This window comes from Streptomyces varsoviensis, assembly GCF_000718635.1.
GTDB lineage: Bacteria > Actinomycetota > Actinomycetes > Streptomycetales > Streptomycetaceae > Streptomyces > Streptomyces varsoviensis.
Genome location: NZ_JOBF01000012.1, coordinates 248,694 through 264,490, shown reverse-complemented (window position 1 = coordinate 264,490; position 15,797 = coordinate 248,694). Strand labels below are relative to the sequence as shown.

Genomic DNA, 15,797 nt, shown 5'->3' with positions numbered 1-15,797 from the left:
CCCTACTGGACGGCGGCGGGCGGTCGCGGCATGACATCCGAGTTCGACGGCATCGGCGTAGCCGACGCGCTGGCGCGGCGCTCCCTGAAGTGGGGGCGGAACGGCCCCTCGGTGCTGGGCGCGTGGGTCGCCGAGATGGACTTCCCGCCGCCGCTGGAGGTACGGGAGGCGCTGCACCGGGCCGTCGACCGCGGCGAGACGGGGTACCCGCTGCGCGACATCCGCACGGGGCTGCCGGCCGCCTGCGCCGACTGGCTGCGGGGGAACTTCGGCTGGTCCGTCCCGGCCGAGCGGATCTTCCTGGTGCCCGACATCCTGACCGGCATCGGCCTGGGCATCGATGCCTACAGCCCGCCGGGGTCGCCCGTCGTCGTCCCGACGCCGTCCTACCCCCCGTTCTTCGAGATCGTCGAGGCGCTGGGCCGCCCGCTCGTCGAGGTGGCCCTGACGCCCGACGGCGGGCGCCCGACGCTGGACCTCGACGGCATCGGCGCGGCGCTGGCGGCGGGCGCCCGGACCGTCGTCCTGTGCAGCCCCCACAATCCGGCCGGCCGGGTGTTCACGAGGGCCGAGCTGACGGGGCTGCGCGCTGTCGTCAGCGCGCACGGAGCGCGGGTGATCGCCGACGAGGTGCACGCGGGGCTGGTCTACCCCGGCCACCGGCACCTGCCGTACGCCTCCCTCTCCCCCGAGGCCGCGGCGCACACCATCACGGTGACCTCCGCGTCGAAGGCATGGAACATCGCCGGGCTCAAGTGCTCCCAAGTGATCCTGACGAACCCACAGGACGTGGTGGGCTGGCGGGAACTGCCCTTTCACGCGCGGCACGGGTCGAGCACGCTGGGCATCGTCGCCAACATCGCCGCCTACCGCGACGGCGACGCCTGGCGGCGGCGCCTGGTGCACCACCTGGACGGGAACCGGCGGTTCCTGGACCGGGCGCTCGCCGCCGAACTGCCGGAGGTCGGCTACCGCACGCCGGAGGCGACCTACCTGGCGTGGCTGGACTGCCGCCGGCTCGGCCTGGACGACCCCGGCGGCTTCTTCCTGCGGCACGCCAAGGTCGCCCTCAGCGACGGCTCCGTGTTCGGCGCGGCCGGCCACGGCTTCGTACGGCTCAACTTCGCCACCTCCCGCCCCCTGCTCCGGCGCATCGTCGACGCGCTCGCCAAGGCCGTACGGGAGCGCCCGTGACCGCCCGCCGCCCGCACGCCCCGCGCCCCCGCACCCCGGTACGTCCGCCCGTACGCCCGTATCCGCAGCACCCGGAGGAGACGATGACCGACACGGCGACGCGGCCGGAGCACGGCCCGAGCGCCGGCGACCCGCTGGAAGTGGCCTTCGCCGTCAACGGAACGGCGGTGCGCGCCGCGGTGGACGTCCGCGAATCGCTCCTCGACGTGCTGCGCGAGCGGCTGGCGCTGACGGGCGCGAAGAAGGGCTGCGACCACGGCCAGTGCGGCACGTGCACCGTCCTCGTCGACGGGCGCCGGGTGCTGGCCTGTCTGACCCTCGCCGTCCAGGCCCGGGGCCGGGCGGTGACGACCGTGGAGGGACTGGCCGCGCCGGACGGCACCCCGCACCCGCTGCAACAGGCGTTCATCGACCATGACGCGCTCCAGTGCGGCTACTGCACGCCCGGCCAGATCATGTCGGCCCTGGCGTGCGTGGCCGAGGGGCACGCCGGGGACGACGAGGAGATCCGCGAGTACCTCAGCGGCAATCTGTGCCGGTGCGGCGCGTACCCGGGGATCGTGGCCGCCGTCCGCGACTACGCGGACTCCGCGCGCTCCACGGAGGGCTGAGCCGATGCGCCCCTTCTCCTACCGCGCGCCCGCCACCCTCGCCGAGGCCGTGGCCGCCCTCGCCGACGGCGGGCCCGGCGCGCGGCCGCTGGCCGGCGGTACGAGCCTGTACGACCTGATGAAGCTGGGCGTGGAGGCCCCGTCGGCCGTCGTGGACATCGGCCGGCTGCCGGAGCTGGCCGGGTTCGACACGGCCGGGCCGGAGGAACTGGTCTTCGGGGCCGGCGCGTCGATGGCCGATGTCGCCGAGGACGCGGTGCTGCGCGCGGACTATCCGGCGCTGGCCGAATCGCTGGCCAAGGCCGCCTCCCCGCAGGTGCGCAACATGGCGACGGTGGGCGGCAACCTCCTCCAGCGCACCCGGTGCGGCTACTTCCGCGGCGGCCCGGCGTTCGACTGCGCCAAGCGGCGCCCGGGCAGCGGCTGCGCGGCCCGCGGCGGCCTCGACCGCGGCCACGCCGTGCTCGGCACCAGTGACGCCTGCACCGCCGCCTACCCCGGCGACTGGGCGGTGGCCCTGCTCGCCTTCGACGCCCGCCTCGACCTGTACGGGCCGCGGGGCGCCCGTACGATCGCGCTGGCCGACCTCCACCGCGGGCCGGCCGACGCCCCGCACGAGGAGCACACCCTCGGCGCGGGCGAACTCGTCGTCCGCATCCGCGTCCCGACCGCCCCCGCCGGGCGCGGCTCCGTCTACCACAAGGTCCGCGACCGCGAGTCGTTCGCCTTCGCGCTCGCGTCCGCCGCCGTGGCGCTCACCCTCGACGAACGGGGGCGCGTCGCGCACTGCCGGGTCGCGCTCGGCGGCGTCGCCACCCGCCCGTGGCGCGCCGAGGCGGCCGAACGGGCCGTCGTAGGAGGCCCGTTGACCGAGGAGGCCGCCGTACGCGCGGGTGAGGCCGCGTTCGCCGACGCCCGGCCGGGCGCGCACAACGCCTTCAAGGTCCGCCTCGGAGCGCGGGTCGTCGCGCGGGCGCTGCGTACGGCCGCGGAACGGGCGGCCGGACGGGCGGTCGCGTGAGCGCGCCGACGGGCCGGGGAAGCGACGCCCGAAGCGGGCCGGGCGGCGCGCCGGTCCCCCGCATCGACGCCTACGAGAAGGTGACCGGCGCGACTCGCTACGCCGCGGACCGCACGCCGCCCGGCCTGGCCCACGCCGCGCTCGCCGTCGCCACCGTCGGCAGGGGGCGCGTGGCGCGCGTGGAGACGGCCGCGGCCCGCGCCGTGGCCGGCGTACTGCTGGTGGTGACCCGGTTCGAGGAGCACGAACTGCGCCCGGCGGGTTACCGGTTGAGCGGCGGTTACGGCTTCCAGTCCCTGCAACCGCTGCTGGACGACCGTATCGCCTACCGCGGTCAGCCGATCGCGCTGGTGGTGGCGGAGACGCCGGTCGCGGCCGCCGAGGCCGCGGCTCTCGTCGAGGCGCGGTACGAGGCGGCGCCGGCGGTGGCCGTGACCCTCGACGCGGCCGGGGCCGAGACGGTGGGGCAGGCGGCGGCGCTCCCCCAGCCGATGTTCGCGGACCTCGCGATGGGCGACGCGGACGCGGCGTTCGCGCGGAGCCCGGTGCGGCTCGACGCGGAGTACGACATCGGCGCGCAGCACCAGGTGCCGATGGAGCTGCTGGGCACGGTCGTCGAGTGGCGCGGCGACGACCTCGTGGTGCACGAGTGCACGCAGAACTCGGGGGCGGTGCGGCACGGCCTCGCCCGCCAGCTCGGCATCGCCCCCGCCCGTGTGCGGGTGGTCTCGCCGCAGGTCGGCGGCGGCTTCGGGCAGAAGACGTGGCTCCAGTCGCACGTGGGCCCGCTGGCCGTCGCCGCGCGCCGGCTCGGCAGGCCGGTCAAACTCGTGGTGGACCGGACGCAGACGTTCCACGGGAGTACGTTCCGGCCCGCGAGCCGCCACCGCCTCCGGCTCGGCGCCGACCGTTCCGGGCTCCTCACCGCCCTCGTCCACGAGACGCGGCAGCAGACCTCACGGCACGACCTGTTCGCCTCCGACTTCACGTCCGTCACCGCGCGCCTGTACGGCATCGGGGACTTCCGCGGGCATCAGCGGCTCACCCGCACCGATGTGCAGACCCCCGGGTTCATGCGCGCGCCCTTCGAGCACGCGGCCGTGTTCGCCCTCGAATCGGCGGTGGACGAGATCGCCTGCGCCACGGGGCACGACCCGGTGGCGCTGCGGCTGGCCAACGACACGGGGTCCGACCCCGTGACCGGCCGACCGTTCTCCTCCCGCCATCTCGCCGCGTGCCTGCGCCGGGGCGCGGAGCTGTTCGGCTGGGCGGCCCGTACGCCCCGGCCCGGCTCGATGCGCGCGGCCGACGGCACGCTCGTCGGGTGGGGCGTGGCGGCCGGCGCGTACCGCGCCTCGGCGGGCCCGGCCGTCGCGCGGCTGCGGCTGGCGGCCGACGGGCGGATCGCGGTGGAGGTGTCCGGGCACGAGATGGGGCAGGGCCTGCGGACGGCGATCGCCCGTACGGTCGCCCTGGACCTGGGGATCTCGGCCGGCGGCGTACGGGTCGGCGTCGGCGACACGGGCGAGGTGCCGCAGCATCTGACGGCGGGGTCGTGGGGGACGGCCACGGCGCTGCCCGCGGTCCACGCCGCGCTGCGGCGACTGCGGTCGTGCCTCGGGGCGCCGGACGAGGGGCCCCTCGACACGGTCGCGGCGGCGGCCGAACGGGCCGCGGCGGGGCGGCCGGAGGCCGTGGTCGAGGCCGTCTCCCTGCCGCCGGGGCAGTCCGCGCGGGCCGTCGACCGGCTGCGGGCGGGGCTGCCCACGCCGGCCGGGCCCGAGTACCCCGGCTTCTCGGCGTTCAGTTTCATCGCCCACTTCGTGGAGGTCCGCGTCGAGCCGGCCATCGGGCGGGTGCGGGTGCCGCGCGTGGTCAGCGTCGTGGACTGCGGCCGGGTGGCGAGCCCGGTGACCGCGGCCGGTCAGATCCGCGGCGGCGTGGTGTGGGGCATCGGGGCGGCGCTGCGCGAGCGCGGCGAGCCCGAGCCGCGCCACGGCGGGTTCCACCACGCGGATCTGGCCGAGTACCTCGTCCCGGTCAACGCCGATGTCGGCCGGGTCGACGTGGACTTCGTCGACGTACCCGATCCGCTGGTCAATCCGCTCGGGGTGAAGGGGTGCGGCGAGGTGGCGCTGGTGGGGGTGGCGCCCGCCATCGCCAACGCGATCCATCACGCGACGGGCCGCCGGCACCGGGCGCTGCCCATCCGGGTGGAGGACGTGCTCGCGCCGGAGGATGACCGAAACGGCAATTGCCCGTAGTGGTACGGGAGTTGACTCCGCTACTGTCGGTGCGATGCGCAGCCGTCCGTACGTCGCAGCGTTCCTGTCCGCCCTCGTTCTGACGGCGTGCGGCTCACCGGCCGAGCCGCCGCGCCCGTCCGGGAGCGGTACGACGGGGCCCACGGGCCAGGCAGAATCGAAGGGCCCTACGGGACGGCCTCCGGCGGAGAAGCGGGTGACGCGCGGGGACGGCGCCGAGCTGGTGTACCGCGCGGACGGCCGGTCCAGCGCGCAGAACCCGGCGTTCTCGCCGGACGGCACCTCCATGCTGTTCACCCTCTTCCACGACGGCTACAACGCGGGGCCCGCCGCGTTGCGGGTGCTGCCGCCGGGGCCCGGCGGGCCGTCCGGCCGGCCGGCGCGCGGCGGCCCCCGGACGCTGCTCGACGAGGCCGGGCAGGCCGCGGTGAACCTGCCCGGTTCGAGCTGGCATCCGTCGGCCGGGGTGGCCTTCGCCTCCGACCGGGCGGAGCGGGACGAGATCTGGGTGCTGCCGCCGGGCGGCGGCCGGCCCGTAAGGGTCACCCGGCACGGCGGCGACTCGGGGTATCTGGAGCCCAGCTTCTCGCCGCGCGGGGACTGGATCGCGTTCCAGGAGAGCGTCGAACGGGAGGCCCCGGGGAGCGCCGCTCCGGAGGAGGAAGATCCGGAGGACGGCGGCGAGGAGGCCGCGGCGGCGCGGCCGGAGCGGTCCGCGCTCGGCTCGCTGTGGAAGGTGCGGCGGGACGGCAGCGGACAGACCCGGCTGCTGGACGGCCCCGCGACCGGTACGGACAACCGGCAGCCCAACTGGTCGCCGCGCGGCGACCGGCTCGTCTTCCAGCGCCGCGAGCAGCACAGCGACGCGTGGGCGCTGTACGTCGTGAACGCGGACGGCGGCGGGCTGCGGCGGCTCACCACGGGGTCGGGCGAGCACACCGACGCCAGTTGGTCGCCGGACGGCCGGTCGGTGGTGTTCTCCTCCACCTCCGGCGGCCTGGAGGTGCCGCAGATCTTCGTGATGTCCGCCGACGGGGGCCGGCCGGTGCGGGTGACGCGCGGCGACGGCTATGACGGCGCGCCCAGTTGGTCGCCGGACGGGCGGTGGATCGCCTTCGAGTCCCATCCCGGGGACGAGGAGCGGCCCACATCGCTGTGGCGTATCCGCGTCCCCGGGTCGTAGGGCGTCGCGTAGGGCGTCGCAGGGAACCGAGAAGAGGATCAGCCCGTGGTGATCGTCACGAGGGAGTACTGCGTGACGGTCAGCGCGACGGTGGCCTCGTCGCCGGAGACCGTCCAGGTGACCGGCCGCGGGGCGGGCGAGGGGTTGTCGGGCGAGCTGACGGTGACCGCCTTGACCTGCTTGCCGGCCGGGACGACCAAGGAGAGCGAGCAGGCCGCCGGGGTGACCTTGAAGGCGGCGGGGGTGTCGCCGAAGCCGGAGAAGTTGACCAGTTGCACGATGGTGTCATCGCCGAGCCGGCCCGCCTCCAGGTGGATGCGGCGGTCGCCGACGAGCTTGACCCGCGGCGGGGCCGCCGCGCGGACCGGTGCGAGGAGCCGGTCGGCGCTGGCCTGGTCGGTGTTGGCCAGGTAGCTGTGGCCCAGCAGGGCCTGGAAGTACCAGCAGACGCCGGAGCCGAACCGGTTCTCCTTGCTCGCGGGCAGCGGGTCGGCCTTCCCGAAGCCGAGCACGTCGGCGAGGGCCAGTTCGGTGCGGGCGGTGCCCAGTTGGTCGTACGCGGTGGGCGCGGGGCCGGTGATCACGACGGTGCCGCCGCCCGAGACGAAGCCCCGCAGCACCTCGGCCTCGGCGTCGGAGACGGCCTGGAGGTTGGGCAGCAGCAGCGCCCGGTAGCCGGCCAGGTCGGCGGCGGTGAGGCCGGGGCTGGTGACGGTGGTGAAGGGGATGTGCTCGAAGACCAGGGCCTTGACGGTGCCGCGGAACTCGCCGAGCCACTTCTGCCGGGTGCAGCTCTCCTCGGCCTCACTGGCCCACCACTCCTTGACCCCGGCTGGCTTCTTGGTGGTGACGTACATGCCGTTGCCGGGCGAGGGGCTGACGAAGTCGCGGGAGGCGGCGGAGTGGTAGACGCCGACGTCCGCCAGCGTCGTCGTGTCGTACAGCTCCTTCTCGTGCGCCTCGACGAAGCCGTACATGCGGGTGCGCATGGGGAGGTCGGCGCTGTCGCTCTTGAACGGGGTCTTGACCTCGTACGCGTTGCAGCCGGCGGCCAGCACCTCGGCCATCACCAGGGAGGCGTCGTCGGCCTTCCAGCCGTAGGAGAACGCCCAGGCGGGCTTGGCACCGCTGGCGGCCCGCGCGTACTTGTACATCGAGATCAGACAGGTCCAGTCGGAGGCGGTGGCGTGGCGCATGCCGTCGTAGTTGCTGAGGATGTCCACCTCCCAGCACTGGCTGAGCCCCGGCGTCTGCCGGGTGTACGCGCCGTCGAGCCCGATCAGGGTGGCGTACTGGTAGTCCATGCTCACCGTCTCGGAGAAGGTGACCAGCTCCGGGTTGACGGACGCGCCGGCGGCGGCGATGTCGACCTGCCATTGGTGCAGATTGCGGTGGCGCCACTCGACGAAGCGGCGGAAGGCCAGATTGTTGAAGTCCTTCTTCGTCGGCAGGTCGAGGCCGGTGTCGGCCTTGAAGGCGGTCGCGGCCCAGGTGGAGGCGTCGCACCAGTCGGCCGCGCCGTCGAAGTAGATCGGCACGTCCGGCCAGATCGCGTCGACGCCGGTGGCCGCGAGCAGCTTGATCCGGCCCAGGTAGTAGTCGCGCCACGGGGAGTTGGGGCTCATCCAGCAGCTCTCGTCGCCCGGGTCCACCCATACGACGAGGCTGCCGTAGAAGACATTGGGCTTCCCGTCCAGGGAGCGCTGCACCCAGTCCTTGCCGTGGCTGTTCTTGTAGAAGGAGGGGCCCTTCTCGCCGCCCGCGCTGATCAGTTCCAGCGACGGGTAATACATGACGACCCGTATCCCGGACTGGTGCGCCAGGCCCACGAACGTTTTGATCGTTTTCAGATGCGCGGTGTACTCGGCGTCCGTCAGCCAGTTGGACAGGATGGTGTCGACCTCGATCACGCTGACGTGCTGCGCCTTGAGGGCGGCGATCACCGGCTTCAGGGCCGCGGGCTCGGCGTCGTCGTCGAACGTGGCGTCGGCCAGCCGCGCGTACCGGCTCCAGTCCGGGAATCCGCCGCCGAGGCGCTCCGCTCCGGGCGGGGCCTCGGCGGGTACCGCCGCCCAGGCGGCCGGGGTGCGCGCCCCGGGCAGCCCGGCCGGCCCTGGCAGCAGATTCGCCGCCAGGGCGCCGCCGGCCCCGAGTCCCGCCTGTAAGAGCCTTCTCCGGCCGAATCTTCGCTCTGCGTGCACGGCTTCTCCCTCATTCTCGTGTCGGCTCCGCCGCCGGCTTCGAGTTCGGTCCCGTCGCCGGTTTCGGCTCCGGTCCGCTGACGGCTGCGATTCCGCTGCCGGCTTCGGCTTCGGTGCCGCTGCCGGTTATGCCCGGCGCCCGAGAATTCTGCCTGATCGTTTACTGATCATTTCTGGAAATGGGCGGGAGAAATCGCCTCTGGAAGGAATCGTCTCGATCGCGACTTGCGGTTTACGGGAGAAATGAGACAAGGCACGGTCGACAGCGGTTCCTCATACGCTGTCAATTCCCGCGCGTCAAGCGTGCAAAGCAGCCGTGCGGGACCCAGTGACTCTCCGTTCAGTCGAGGACCGCGGTGGCCTCTATCTCGACCAGGTGCTCGGGGACGTGCAGGGCCGCGACGCCCAGCAGCGTGGACGGCGGGACCGGGGTGGTGCCCAGCTTCGCGGACGCCCGGGAGATGCCCTCCATGAACTGCGGCAGCTTGTCCGGGGTCCAGTCGACGACGTAGACGGTCAGCCGCGTCACGTCGTCGAAGGAGCCGCCGGCCGCCGCCAGAGCGGTGCCGATGTTGAGGTAGCACTGCTCGACCTGCGCCGCGAGGTCGCCCTCGCCGACCGTGGCCCCCTCGGCGTCCCAGGCGACCTGGCCGGCGATGGAGACCAGCCTCGACCCCGTCGCGATCGACACCTGCCGGTAGACGTCGATCTTGGGCAATCCGCTCGGATCCACCAGGTTGACGGCCATGCTGTCTTCCTCCTCGTCCTGAGCGCCCGCGGGCTCGTGCCCGCCCGTGCCACGGCGCGGGGTCGCTCTCTTGTGGTTACTCACGTGTACCCCACCGTCCTACAGCGGGTCGAATACACCCTCACCGAGCCGGGCCAGGGCCTGCGCGCGACCGTCGACGAGATGTGCCGCTGGACGCACCGCTACTTCGAGCGCATCGAGGCCGCCCGCCACCGCTTCGACGCCTGATCCCCGCTCCGGCGCCGGAGCGGTCGCGGCGCCCGGCTCCGGGGACGGGCGCCTCACCCCCAGGGCTCAGGGCACGGTGGCGGCGGTGGCCGCTTCGGCGGTACGGGACGGGGCGCCGGCCCGTACGGCGGCGAGCACGGCGAAACAGCCGGCGACGAGCGCGGCGTCCAGCCAGAGGGCCAGGGTCCAGTCGCCGGTGGCGTCGCGCAGCGCGCCGCCGACGGCGGGGGCGAGGACGGCGCCCGTCTCGCCGATGAGGTTCTCCATGCCGAAGGCGGAGCCGCGCATGCGGGGTTCGGCGATCTCGGCGGTCCAGGCGTGGCCGACGGGCTGAAGGGCGTTGAAGAACAGGCTCGCGGTGAACAGCAGCAGCCCCATGATCCACAGCGCGGGGCGGGCGGCGGCGGTCAGATACCAGGCGAAGGCGACGGTGAGCAGGGCCTGGACGCCGGTGCAGGAGAGCATCACGGATTTCCGGCTCCAGCCGCGCCGCCGGGTGCGGTCCGAGAGCCAGCCGCCCGCCGGGAAGCCGAGGAGCCCGGCGCCCGCATTGAAGCCCGCGGTGAGGGCGGCGCTCATGAACGACGAGTGGGCGGCCCCGGCGACGATGGACACCGACCAGAAGCTGAAGAACCAGAGGTTCCACAGGATGGCGATGTTGGCGAGGTAGATCAGGTTCAGGTCGCGGTTCTTGAGCACCGGGCCGAGTTCGGCGCCCTTGCGGAGGAGGGCGAAGAGCACCAGGCCGACGGCGAGGGCGACTTCGAGCAGCGCGATCCACAGTCCCGCGAGGCCCGCCCGGTCGCCCAGCAGGTAGACGGCCATGATCAGCGCCAGGGAGACGGCGGAGTATCCGGCGAGCCGCGCCGTGGCGCGGGCCACGGCCCCGGCCCGCAGATGGGCGCGGAAGCGCACCGCGAGGAGGAGGGCCACGGCGAGCGTCGCGACGCCGAGGATCCAGAACGCCATCCGCCACGCCTCGGCGCGCGGCAGCACGCGCTCGCCGACGCCGATGAAGTGGGGGGTGAAGACGGTGGCGACGGTGATGCCGAGCGCGAGTCCGGTGATGACCACGCCCATGCCCAGGCCGCGGTGGCGTTCCGGGGTGACCGCGGTGATCAGGGTGCGGTCGTTGGAGTAGAACGCGCCCTCGCCGAGGCCGGTGACGACGCGCAGCACGATGAACGCGACGAGACCGCCCACGAGTCCGGTGGCGATGGTGGCCGCACCGGCCCACACCAGGCTGACGACGATGAGCGTGCGGTGGCCGTGCCGGTCGCCGAGGTAGCCGCCGGGAAACTGGGTGAGCATGTAGCCGGCGAAGAACAGGCCGCCGATGAGGCCGCCGAGCGCGTGCGGGTGGCGGGCGTCCGCGAGGAAGCCGACGCCGTTGTCGATCATCCACGTGACGACGGGGCCGGTCACCGCCCGGTCGGCGGCGCTGACCGTCCATCCCAGCAGGAGCAGCAGCCAGAGGGTGTGCCAGGGCTGGATCCTGCGGCCCGCCGGCGCGGGGCTCGGAAGGTCCTCGGGAGCGTCCTGCATACGGGCCTCCAGGTGGCGTCGCGGTCCTGTCCCCGGTCATGTCATGTCCCCTGTCCGGTGTCCGATGTCCCGAACAGGCAAGCGGCGATGTCCGCCAGAGGAAAGACATGCCCGCGCCGGCGGGAGTTCACTGCTGACCGGGCGACTGGACCGAGGCCTGACCGGCCGCGAGCCGGACGGCCTCGGCCCGGCCGTCCGCGGGACGGACACCGAACGGCTGCCCCCAGGCCGGATACCGAACGACGGAGCGGAGACCACCATGCCCGAAGCACCCGGCGGCGAGTTCTGGAAGGACCTCAAGCCGATCCGCGACTCCTGCAAGCCCGACGCGCTGCCCGAGGTCTATCTCGCCCAGGCGGCCACCGACGACGACCGCTACTACGTGCCGTTCACCGAGACCGTCGGCTCGCGGCCGCTGTGGATCAACGTGAAGGACAACTCCTGGGCCGACATCCTGCGGGCGGAACAGGCCGGGCTGGTGAACCGGCACTACCACCCGCACGAGGTGTTCGCGTACACGATCTCCGGCACCTGGGGCTATCTCGAACGCCCCTGGACCGCGCGCGCCGGCGACTTCGTGTACGAGGCGCCGGGCGAGGGCCACACCCTGGTCGCGTACGACAGCGGAGAGCCGATGAAGACGCTCTTCATCGTGAAGGGCCCGCTGATCTGGCTGGACGAGAACGGCGAGAGCGCCGGGTACTTCGACGTCCACGACTACATCGCCATGTGCCGCGCCCACTACGAGCGGGTGGGCCTCGGCGCCGATCACGTCGACTCGCTGTTCCGGTGAGCCGGACGCCGTCCCCGCCGCCGGACGGCGCGGCCCGGTCGTACGAGAACAGACTGCTGCTGATTCTCTTCCTGGCCTTCGGCTTCGTCTTCTTCGACCGGCAGGCGCTGTCCTTCCTGGCCCCCTTCATCAGCGACGACTTCCACCTCTCCAACACCCAATTGGGCACGCTGTCCGGGGTGCTGGCGCTCACCTGGGCGCTGTCGGGGCTGCTGTGCGGCCGGCTCTCGGACCGGCTGGGCCGCCGCAAACCGCTCCTGATCACGGCCGTCGTGCTGTTCTCCTGCTTCTCGGCGGCGGGCGGCCTGGTGACCGGGTTCACGGGTCTGCTGCTCGCCCGCGCGCTGATGGGCGTGGCGGAGGGCGCGGTGCTGCCGCTGTCGCAGTCGCTGATGGTCGAGGCATCGCGGGCGGAGCGCCGCGGCCTGAACATGGGGCTGCTCCAGGGCTCCTCGGCCGGGCTGCTGGGCGGCATCCTCGCGCCGCTGGCCGTGGTGTGGGTCGCGGGGCAGTACGGGTGGCGGACGGCGTTCCTGCTGACGATCGTTCCCGGGCTGCTCATCGCGGCGTGGATCGGCCGGTCCGTACGGGAACGGCCCCCGGTCCCCCGCGCCCCGACGACCGGGCCCGTGGTAGCCGGGCCGTCCCCCGCACCCGCCGGCGACCGCTTGTCCGTACGGGAGTTGCTGCGGCACCGGAACATCCTGCTGTGCGTGCTGGCCGCCTGTTCCTACCTGACCTGGTTCATCGTCATCATCACGTTCACGCCCACCTACCTCCAGGACGTCAAGGGCTTCTCCGCGGGGACCATGAGCCGCGTGATGACGTGCTTCGGCGTGGCGTGGGTGCTGTGGGGCTTCGTCACCCCCGCGGTCTCCGACCGCATCGGCCGCAAGCGGACCATGATCCTCTTCAGCGCGGTCGCCGCCGTCTGCCCGCTGGCCGTGGTGTACCTCGACGGGCCGGTGGTGCTCGGCGCGGTCGTCGTGCTCACCTATACCGGCCTGGGCTGCTTCACCCTCATCATGGCCACCATCCCCGCCGAGACGGTCCCCCGCGGGTCCCTGGCCACCGCCCTCGGCCTCGTCATGGGGGCCGGCGAACTCGCCGGCGGCTTCCTCGCCCCCGTAATCGCCGGCCGCGCATCGGACGCCTGGGGCCCGCAGACCGCCATGTTCATCTCCGCGGGCGGCGCCGTGGTCGTGGTCCTCCTCTCCTTCGGCCTGCGCGAAACCGCCCCGCGCGTACTCGGACGACGGGCGGCCGGGCGCGCCGCCCGCGCGAATCCTGTCCGGGGAGGCGGGGAGGCCCGTACGGGCTCGGAGGCGGGTACGGGCGCGGGGGCGGGCCCGGAGGCCCGTACGGGCGATGGTCCCGGCTCCGGCGTACGCGGCGGGGGGCGGCGGATGCGGGCGGCGGTCTGGTACGGGCGCGGGGACGTCCGCGTGGTCGAGCGGGCCGTACCCGAACCCGGGCCCGGCGAGGTGCTGGTGGCGGTCGCGTACTGCGGCATCTGCGGCAGCGACCTGCACGAGTACGCGGACGGGCCGCACGCGATCCCCGTCGGCGCGCCGCACCCCGCGTCCGGCGCGCGGGCGCCACTCGTGCTCGGCCATGAGTTCTGCGGGACGGTGGCCGCCCTCGGGCCGTCGGTCTCCGGGCTCGCTGTCGGCGACAGCGTGGCCGTCGAACCGCACTACCGGTGCGGCGACTGCCCGCGCTGCCGGGCCGGGGAGTACAACATCTGCCGCCACTTCGGCTTCGCCGGGCTGATGGGCGACGGCGGCCTCGCGGAGTTCGCCGCGCTGCCCGCGTACATGGTGCACCGGCTTCCCCCGGACGTGCCGCTGGAGCAGGCGGCGCTCTTCGAGCCCGCGTCCGTCGCCCTGCACGCGCTGCGGCGCGCCGGGGGCGCTCCGGCGTCGCTCGCGGTCGTCGGGCTCGGCCCGATCGGCCTGCTGACCGTGCGGCTCGCGGCCGAGCGCGGCGTGCCGCGGATCATCGCCGTCGATGTCGCGCCCGACCGCCGGGCGTTGGCGGCCCGGCTGGGGGCGACCGACACGGTGGACGCCGGCCGCGCGGGCGGCGCCGGCGCGGCGGTCCGCGAGCTGACCGGCGGGGAGGGCGTCGACGTCGCGTTCGAGGTGGCGGGGGCGCAGGACGCGCTCGACACCTGTCTGGCGGCGACCCGGCGCGGGGGCCGCGTCGTCCTGGTGGGGCTGGGCGGCCGGGTGCGGCTCGACGCCTGGGCGCTGGTCGACAACGAGCAGTCCATCGTGGCCAGCGTCGGCTACCGCGACACCTACCCCGAACTCATGCGCCTGGTCGGGCGGGACGGCGTGGACCTCACGCCGGTGGTGACGTCGGTCGTGGCGCTCGACGACGTGGTCGCCGACGGCCTGGGCCCGCTGTCGCGGGGGCCGGACGGTCAGATCAAGATCCTGGTGAGGCCGAGCGCCGACCTGCGCTCTCCGGAGGGTCGGCCCTCCCCCGCGGGCGGCCCGGAGGCCGCGACATGACCGGCGACGTGGGCAGTGGCGGTGGCGGTGGCAGTGCCGGTGGCGGTGGCGACGTGCTGGGGGCGTTCGCCCCGGGTTCGTTCGCCGGGCGGAACGTCCTGGTCACCGGCGGTACCTCGGGCATCGGCGCCGCGACGGCCGTACTCCTCGCGGAACTGGGCGCGGACGTGCGGGCGCTCGGCCTGCCGCCCGCCGCCGCGCGCGATCTCCCGGCGCACGAACGGGTCCGCGTCGAGGAACAGGACGTCACCGACCGGGACGGACTCGCCCGCCGGATCGCGGAGTCCCGCCGCCTCGACTGCCTGATCTGCTGCGCGGGCGTCAGCCGGGACCGCGCGGAGTACGGCCGCACGGCCTGGGACCACGTCCTGGCGGTGAACCTGGACGCGGCCATGACGGCCTGTCAGGCGGCGCGGCCGCTGCTGGCGCGGGGCGGCGGGTGCGTCGTGACCGTCTCCTCGATGTTCGCCCTCTTCGGCAGCCGCGACCGGCCCGCCTACAGCGCCAGCAAAGGAGGCATCACCCAGCTCACCCGGTCCTTGGCCGCCGAGTACGCCGCCGACGCCATCCGGGTCAACGCCGTCGCCCCGGGCTTCGTCGCCACCCCGCTCGCCCGCGGCGTCCTCGACAATCCGCACGCGGCCCGCGCCGTGCTCTCCCGACTGCCGCTCGGGCGGCTGGGAAGCCCGCACGAGGTCGCCTCGGCCATCGCGTTCCTGTGCTCGACCGCGGCCGCGTACATGACCGGCTCCATCCTCACGGTCGACGGCGGCTACTCGGCCGTCTGACCGCCCGCGAACCCTTCACCTGCGGGGGGATGCTCAGTTGAAACGTGTCCTCGGCTGCGGCGCGTACCCGGCTGAAACGGATGCCCGGTCGGGCGCGTATCTGGCTGAAGCGGGTACCGGGTCGGGCGCGTATCCGGCTGAAACGGGTGCCCGGCCGGGGCGCGCGCCCGGCCGAGGCACAGCACGTGCCCGGCCGCAGCGCGTACCCGATTGCGGCACGAACCCGGCTCAGTCGCGTGCCCGGCTCAAGCGCATGCCCGGCCGCAGCGCATGCCCGGTCGCGGCACGTACCCCGACTCAAGCGCGTACGCGACCGCAGCGCGACAGACGCGGTGCGTGCCCCGGGCTCAAGCGCGTGCCGCACGTACCCGGACGCGGCACCTACCCGGCCGCAGCACGAGCCCGGCTCAAGCGCGTGCCCGGCCCCGGCACGTACCCCGGCTCAAGCGCGTACGCGGCCGTAGCGCCTGCGCGGCCGCGGCTCGTGCCCGACCACAGCGCGTACCCGGACGCGGCACGCCCCCGGGCTCAAGTGCAGGCCGCACGTACACGGACGCGGCGCGCGCCCGACCGCAGTACGTACCTGGCTCAAACCCGTGCGCAGCCACAGCAAGTACACGAACGCGGCACGTACCCGACCACGACGCGTGCCGGGCCGCAGCGCGCGCCCGGCCTCGGCACGTACCCGGCCGAAAGGGCGGT

At 74.1% G+C, this 15,797-nt stretch carries 11 protein-coding genes and 1 pseudogene; 9 read left to right on the top strand and 3 right to left on the bottom strand.

Features of this window, described 5'->3' with window-relative positions; all coding sequences use genetic code 11:
• Nucleotides 1–30 precede the first annotated feature (30 nt).
• From IF55_RS18480 to IF55_RS18460, 5 genes are all read left to right on the top strand, one after another.
• Nucleotides 31–1,194 (top strand): MalY/PatB family protein, encoded by a 1,164-nt coding sequence (locus tag IF55_RS18480; RefSeq protein ID WP_030883070.1) that lies wholly within the window; start codon nt 31–33, stop codon nt 1,192–1,194.
• An 83-nt stretch (nt 1,195–1,277) separates the two neighbouring features.
• The gene (locus IF55_RS18475; RefSeq protein WP_048832162.1) at nt 1,278–1,805 is read left to right on the top strand and encodes a (2Fe-2S)-binding protein; all 528 of its coding nucleotides are present in this window, start codon (nt 1,278–1,280) and stop codon (nt 1,803–1,805) included.
• A 4-nt stretch (nt 1,806–1,809) separates the two neighbouring features.
• A complete protein-coding gene (locus tag IF55_RS18470; protein ID WP_030883064.1) occupies nt 1,810–2,826 on the top strand; it encodes an FAD binding domain-containing protein in 1,017 nt (338 codons plus the stop codon).
• Nucleotides 2,823–5,090, top strand: coding sequence for a xanthine dehydrogenase family protein molybdopterin-binding subunit (locus IF55_RS18465; protein WP_078644650.1), 2,268 nt, complete (start codon nt 2,823–2,825; stop codon nt 5,088–5,090). Before IF55_RS18470 ends, IF55_RS18465 begins: the two co-directional genes overlap by 4 nt.
• A gap of 196 nt (nt 5,091–5,286) precedes the next feature.
• The gene (locus IF55_RS18460; RefSeq protein WP_245661244.1) at nt 5,287–6,273 is read left to right on the top strand and encodes a TolB family protein; all 987 of its coding nucleotides are present in this window, start codon (nt 5,287–5,289) and stop codon (nt 6,271–6,273) included.
• Nucleotides 6,274–6,311: 38 nt separating this feature from the next.
• Here the strand turns inward: IF55_RS18460 and IF55_RS18455 are convergent, their stop codons facing one another.
• Both IF55_RS18455 and IF55_RS18450 read right to left on the bottom strand, forming a co-directional pair.
• Nucleotides 6,312–8,474, bottom strand: a complete 2,163-nt coding sequence (locus IF55_RS18455) for an alpha-amylase family protein (protein WP_030883059.1) — start codon at nt 8,472–8,474, stop codon at nt 6,312–6,314.
• A 340-nt stretch (nt 8,475–8,814) separates the two neighbouring features.
• A complete protein-coding gene (locus IF55_RS18450; protein ID WP_030883057.1) occupies nt 8,815–9,222 on the bottom strand; it encodes a RidA family protein in 408 nt (135 codons plus the stop codon).
• A 69-nt stretch (nt 9,223–9,291) separates the two neighbouring features.
• On the opposite strand from IF55_RS18450, the pseudogene IF55_RS40700 reads away from it, so the two are divergent.
• Nucleotides 9,292–9,450 (top strand): annotated as a pseudogene (locus tag IF55_RS40700) (winged helix-turn-helix transcriptional regulator); the annotation flags it as partial.
• A gap of 66 nt (nt 9,451–9,516) precedes the next feature.
• On the opposite strand, the gene IF55_RS18440 reads toward IF55_RS40700, so the two are convergent.
• Complete coding sequence (locus tag IF55_RS18440) at nt 9,517–10,995, bottom strand: MFS transporter (protein ID WP_030883054.1); 1,479 nt, start codon at nt 10,993–10,995, stop codon at nt 9,517–9,519.
• Between the two features lie 259 nt (nt 10,996–11,254).
• Between IF55_RS18440 and IF55_RS18435 the strand changes: the two genes are divergently transcribed.
• From IF55_RS18435 to IF55_RS18420, 3 genes are read left to right on the top strand one after another with little or no spacing between them, the layout of a single operon-like run.
• Nucleotides 11,255–11,788, top strand: coding sequence for a 2,4'-dihydroxyacetophenone dioxygenase family protein (locus tag IF55_RS18435; protein ID WP_030883051.1), 534 nt, complete (start codon nt 11,255–11,257; stop codon nt 11,786–11,788).
• Complete coding sequence (locus tag IF55_RS40695; RefSeq protein ID WP_245661243.1) at nt 11,785–14,307, top strand: MFS transporter; 2,523 nt, start codon at nt 11,785–11,787, stop codon at nt 14,305–14,307. Before IF55_RS18435 ends, IF55_RS40695 begins: the two co-directional genes overlap by 4 nt.
• Nucleotides 14,304–15,095 (top strand): SDR family NAD(P)-dependent oxidoreductase, encoded by a 792-nt coding sequence (locus IF55_RS18420; RefSeq protein WP_078644647.1) that lies wholly within the window; start codon nt 14,304–14,306, stop codon nt 15,093–15,095. Before IF55_RS40695 ends, IF55_RS18420 begins: the two co-directional genes overlap by 4 nt.
• Nucleotides 15,096–15,797: the final 702 nt, after the last annotated feature.

What these genes read in the sequence shown, in the direction of transcription:
- IF55_RS18475 (WP_048832162.1), top strand. Translation starts at nt 1,278, where the DNA reads ATGACCGACACGGCGACGCGGCCGGAGCACGGCCCGAGCGCCGGCGAC.
- IF55_RS18420 (WP_078644647.1), top strand. Translation starts at nt 14,304, where the DNA reads ATGACCGGCGACGTGGGCAGTGGCGGTGGCGGTGGCAGTGCCGGTGGC.
- IF55_RS18480 (WP_030883070.1), top strand. Translation starts at nt 31, where the DNA reads ATGACATCCGAGTTCGACGGCATCGGCGTAGCCGACGCGCTGGCGCGG.
- IF55_RS18435 (WP_030883051.1), top strand. Translation starts at nt 11,255, where the DNA reads ATGCCCGAAGCACCCGGCGGCGAGTTCTGGAAGGACCTCAAGCCGATC.
- IF55_RS18440 (WP_030883054.1), bottom strand. Translation starts at nt 10,995, where the DNA reads ATGCAGGACGCTCCCGAGGACCTTCCGAGCCCCGCGCCGGCGGGCCGC.
- IF55_RS18470 (WP_030883064.1), top strand. Translation starts at nt 1,810, where the DNA reads ATGCGCCCCTTCTCCTACCGCGCGCCCGCCACCCTCGCCGAGGCCGTG.
- IF55_RS18450 (WP_030883057.1), bottom strand. Translation starts at nt 9,222, where the DNA reads ATGGCCGTCAACCTGGTGGATCCGAGCGGATTGCCCAAGATCGACGTC.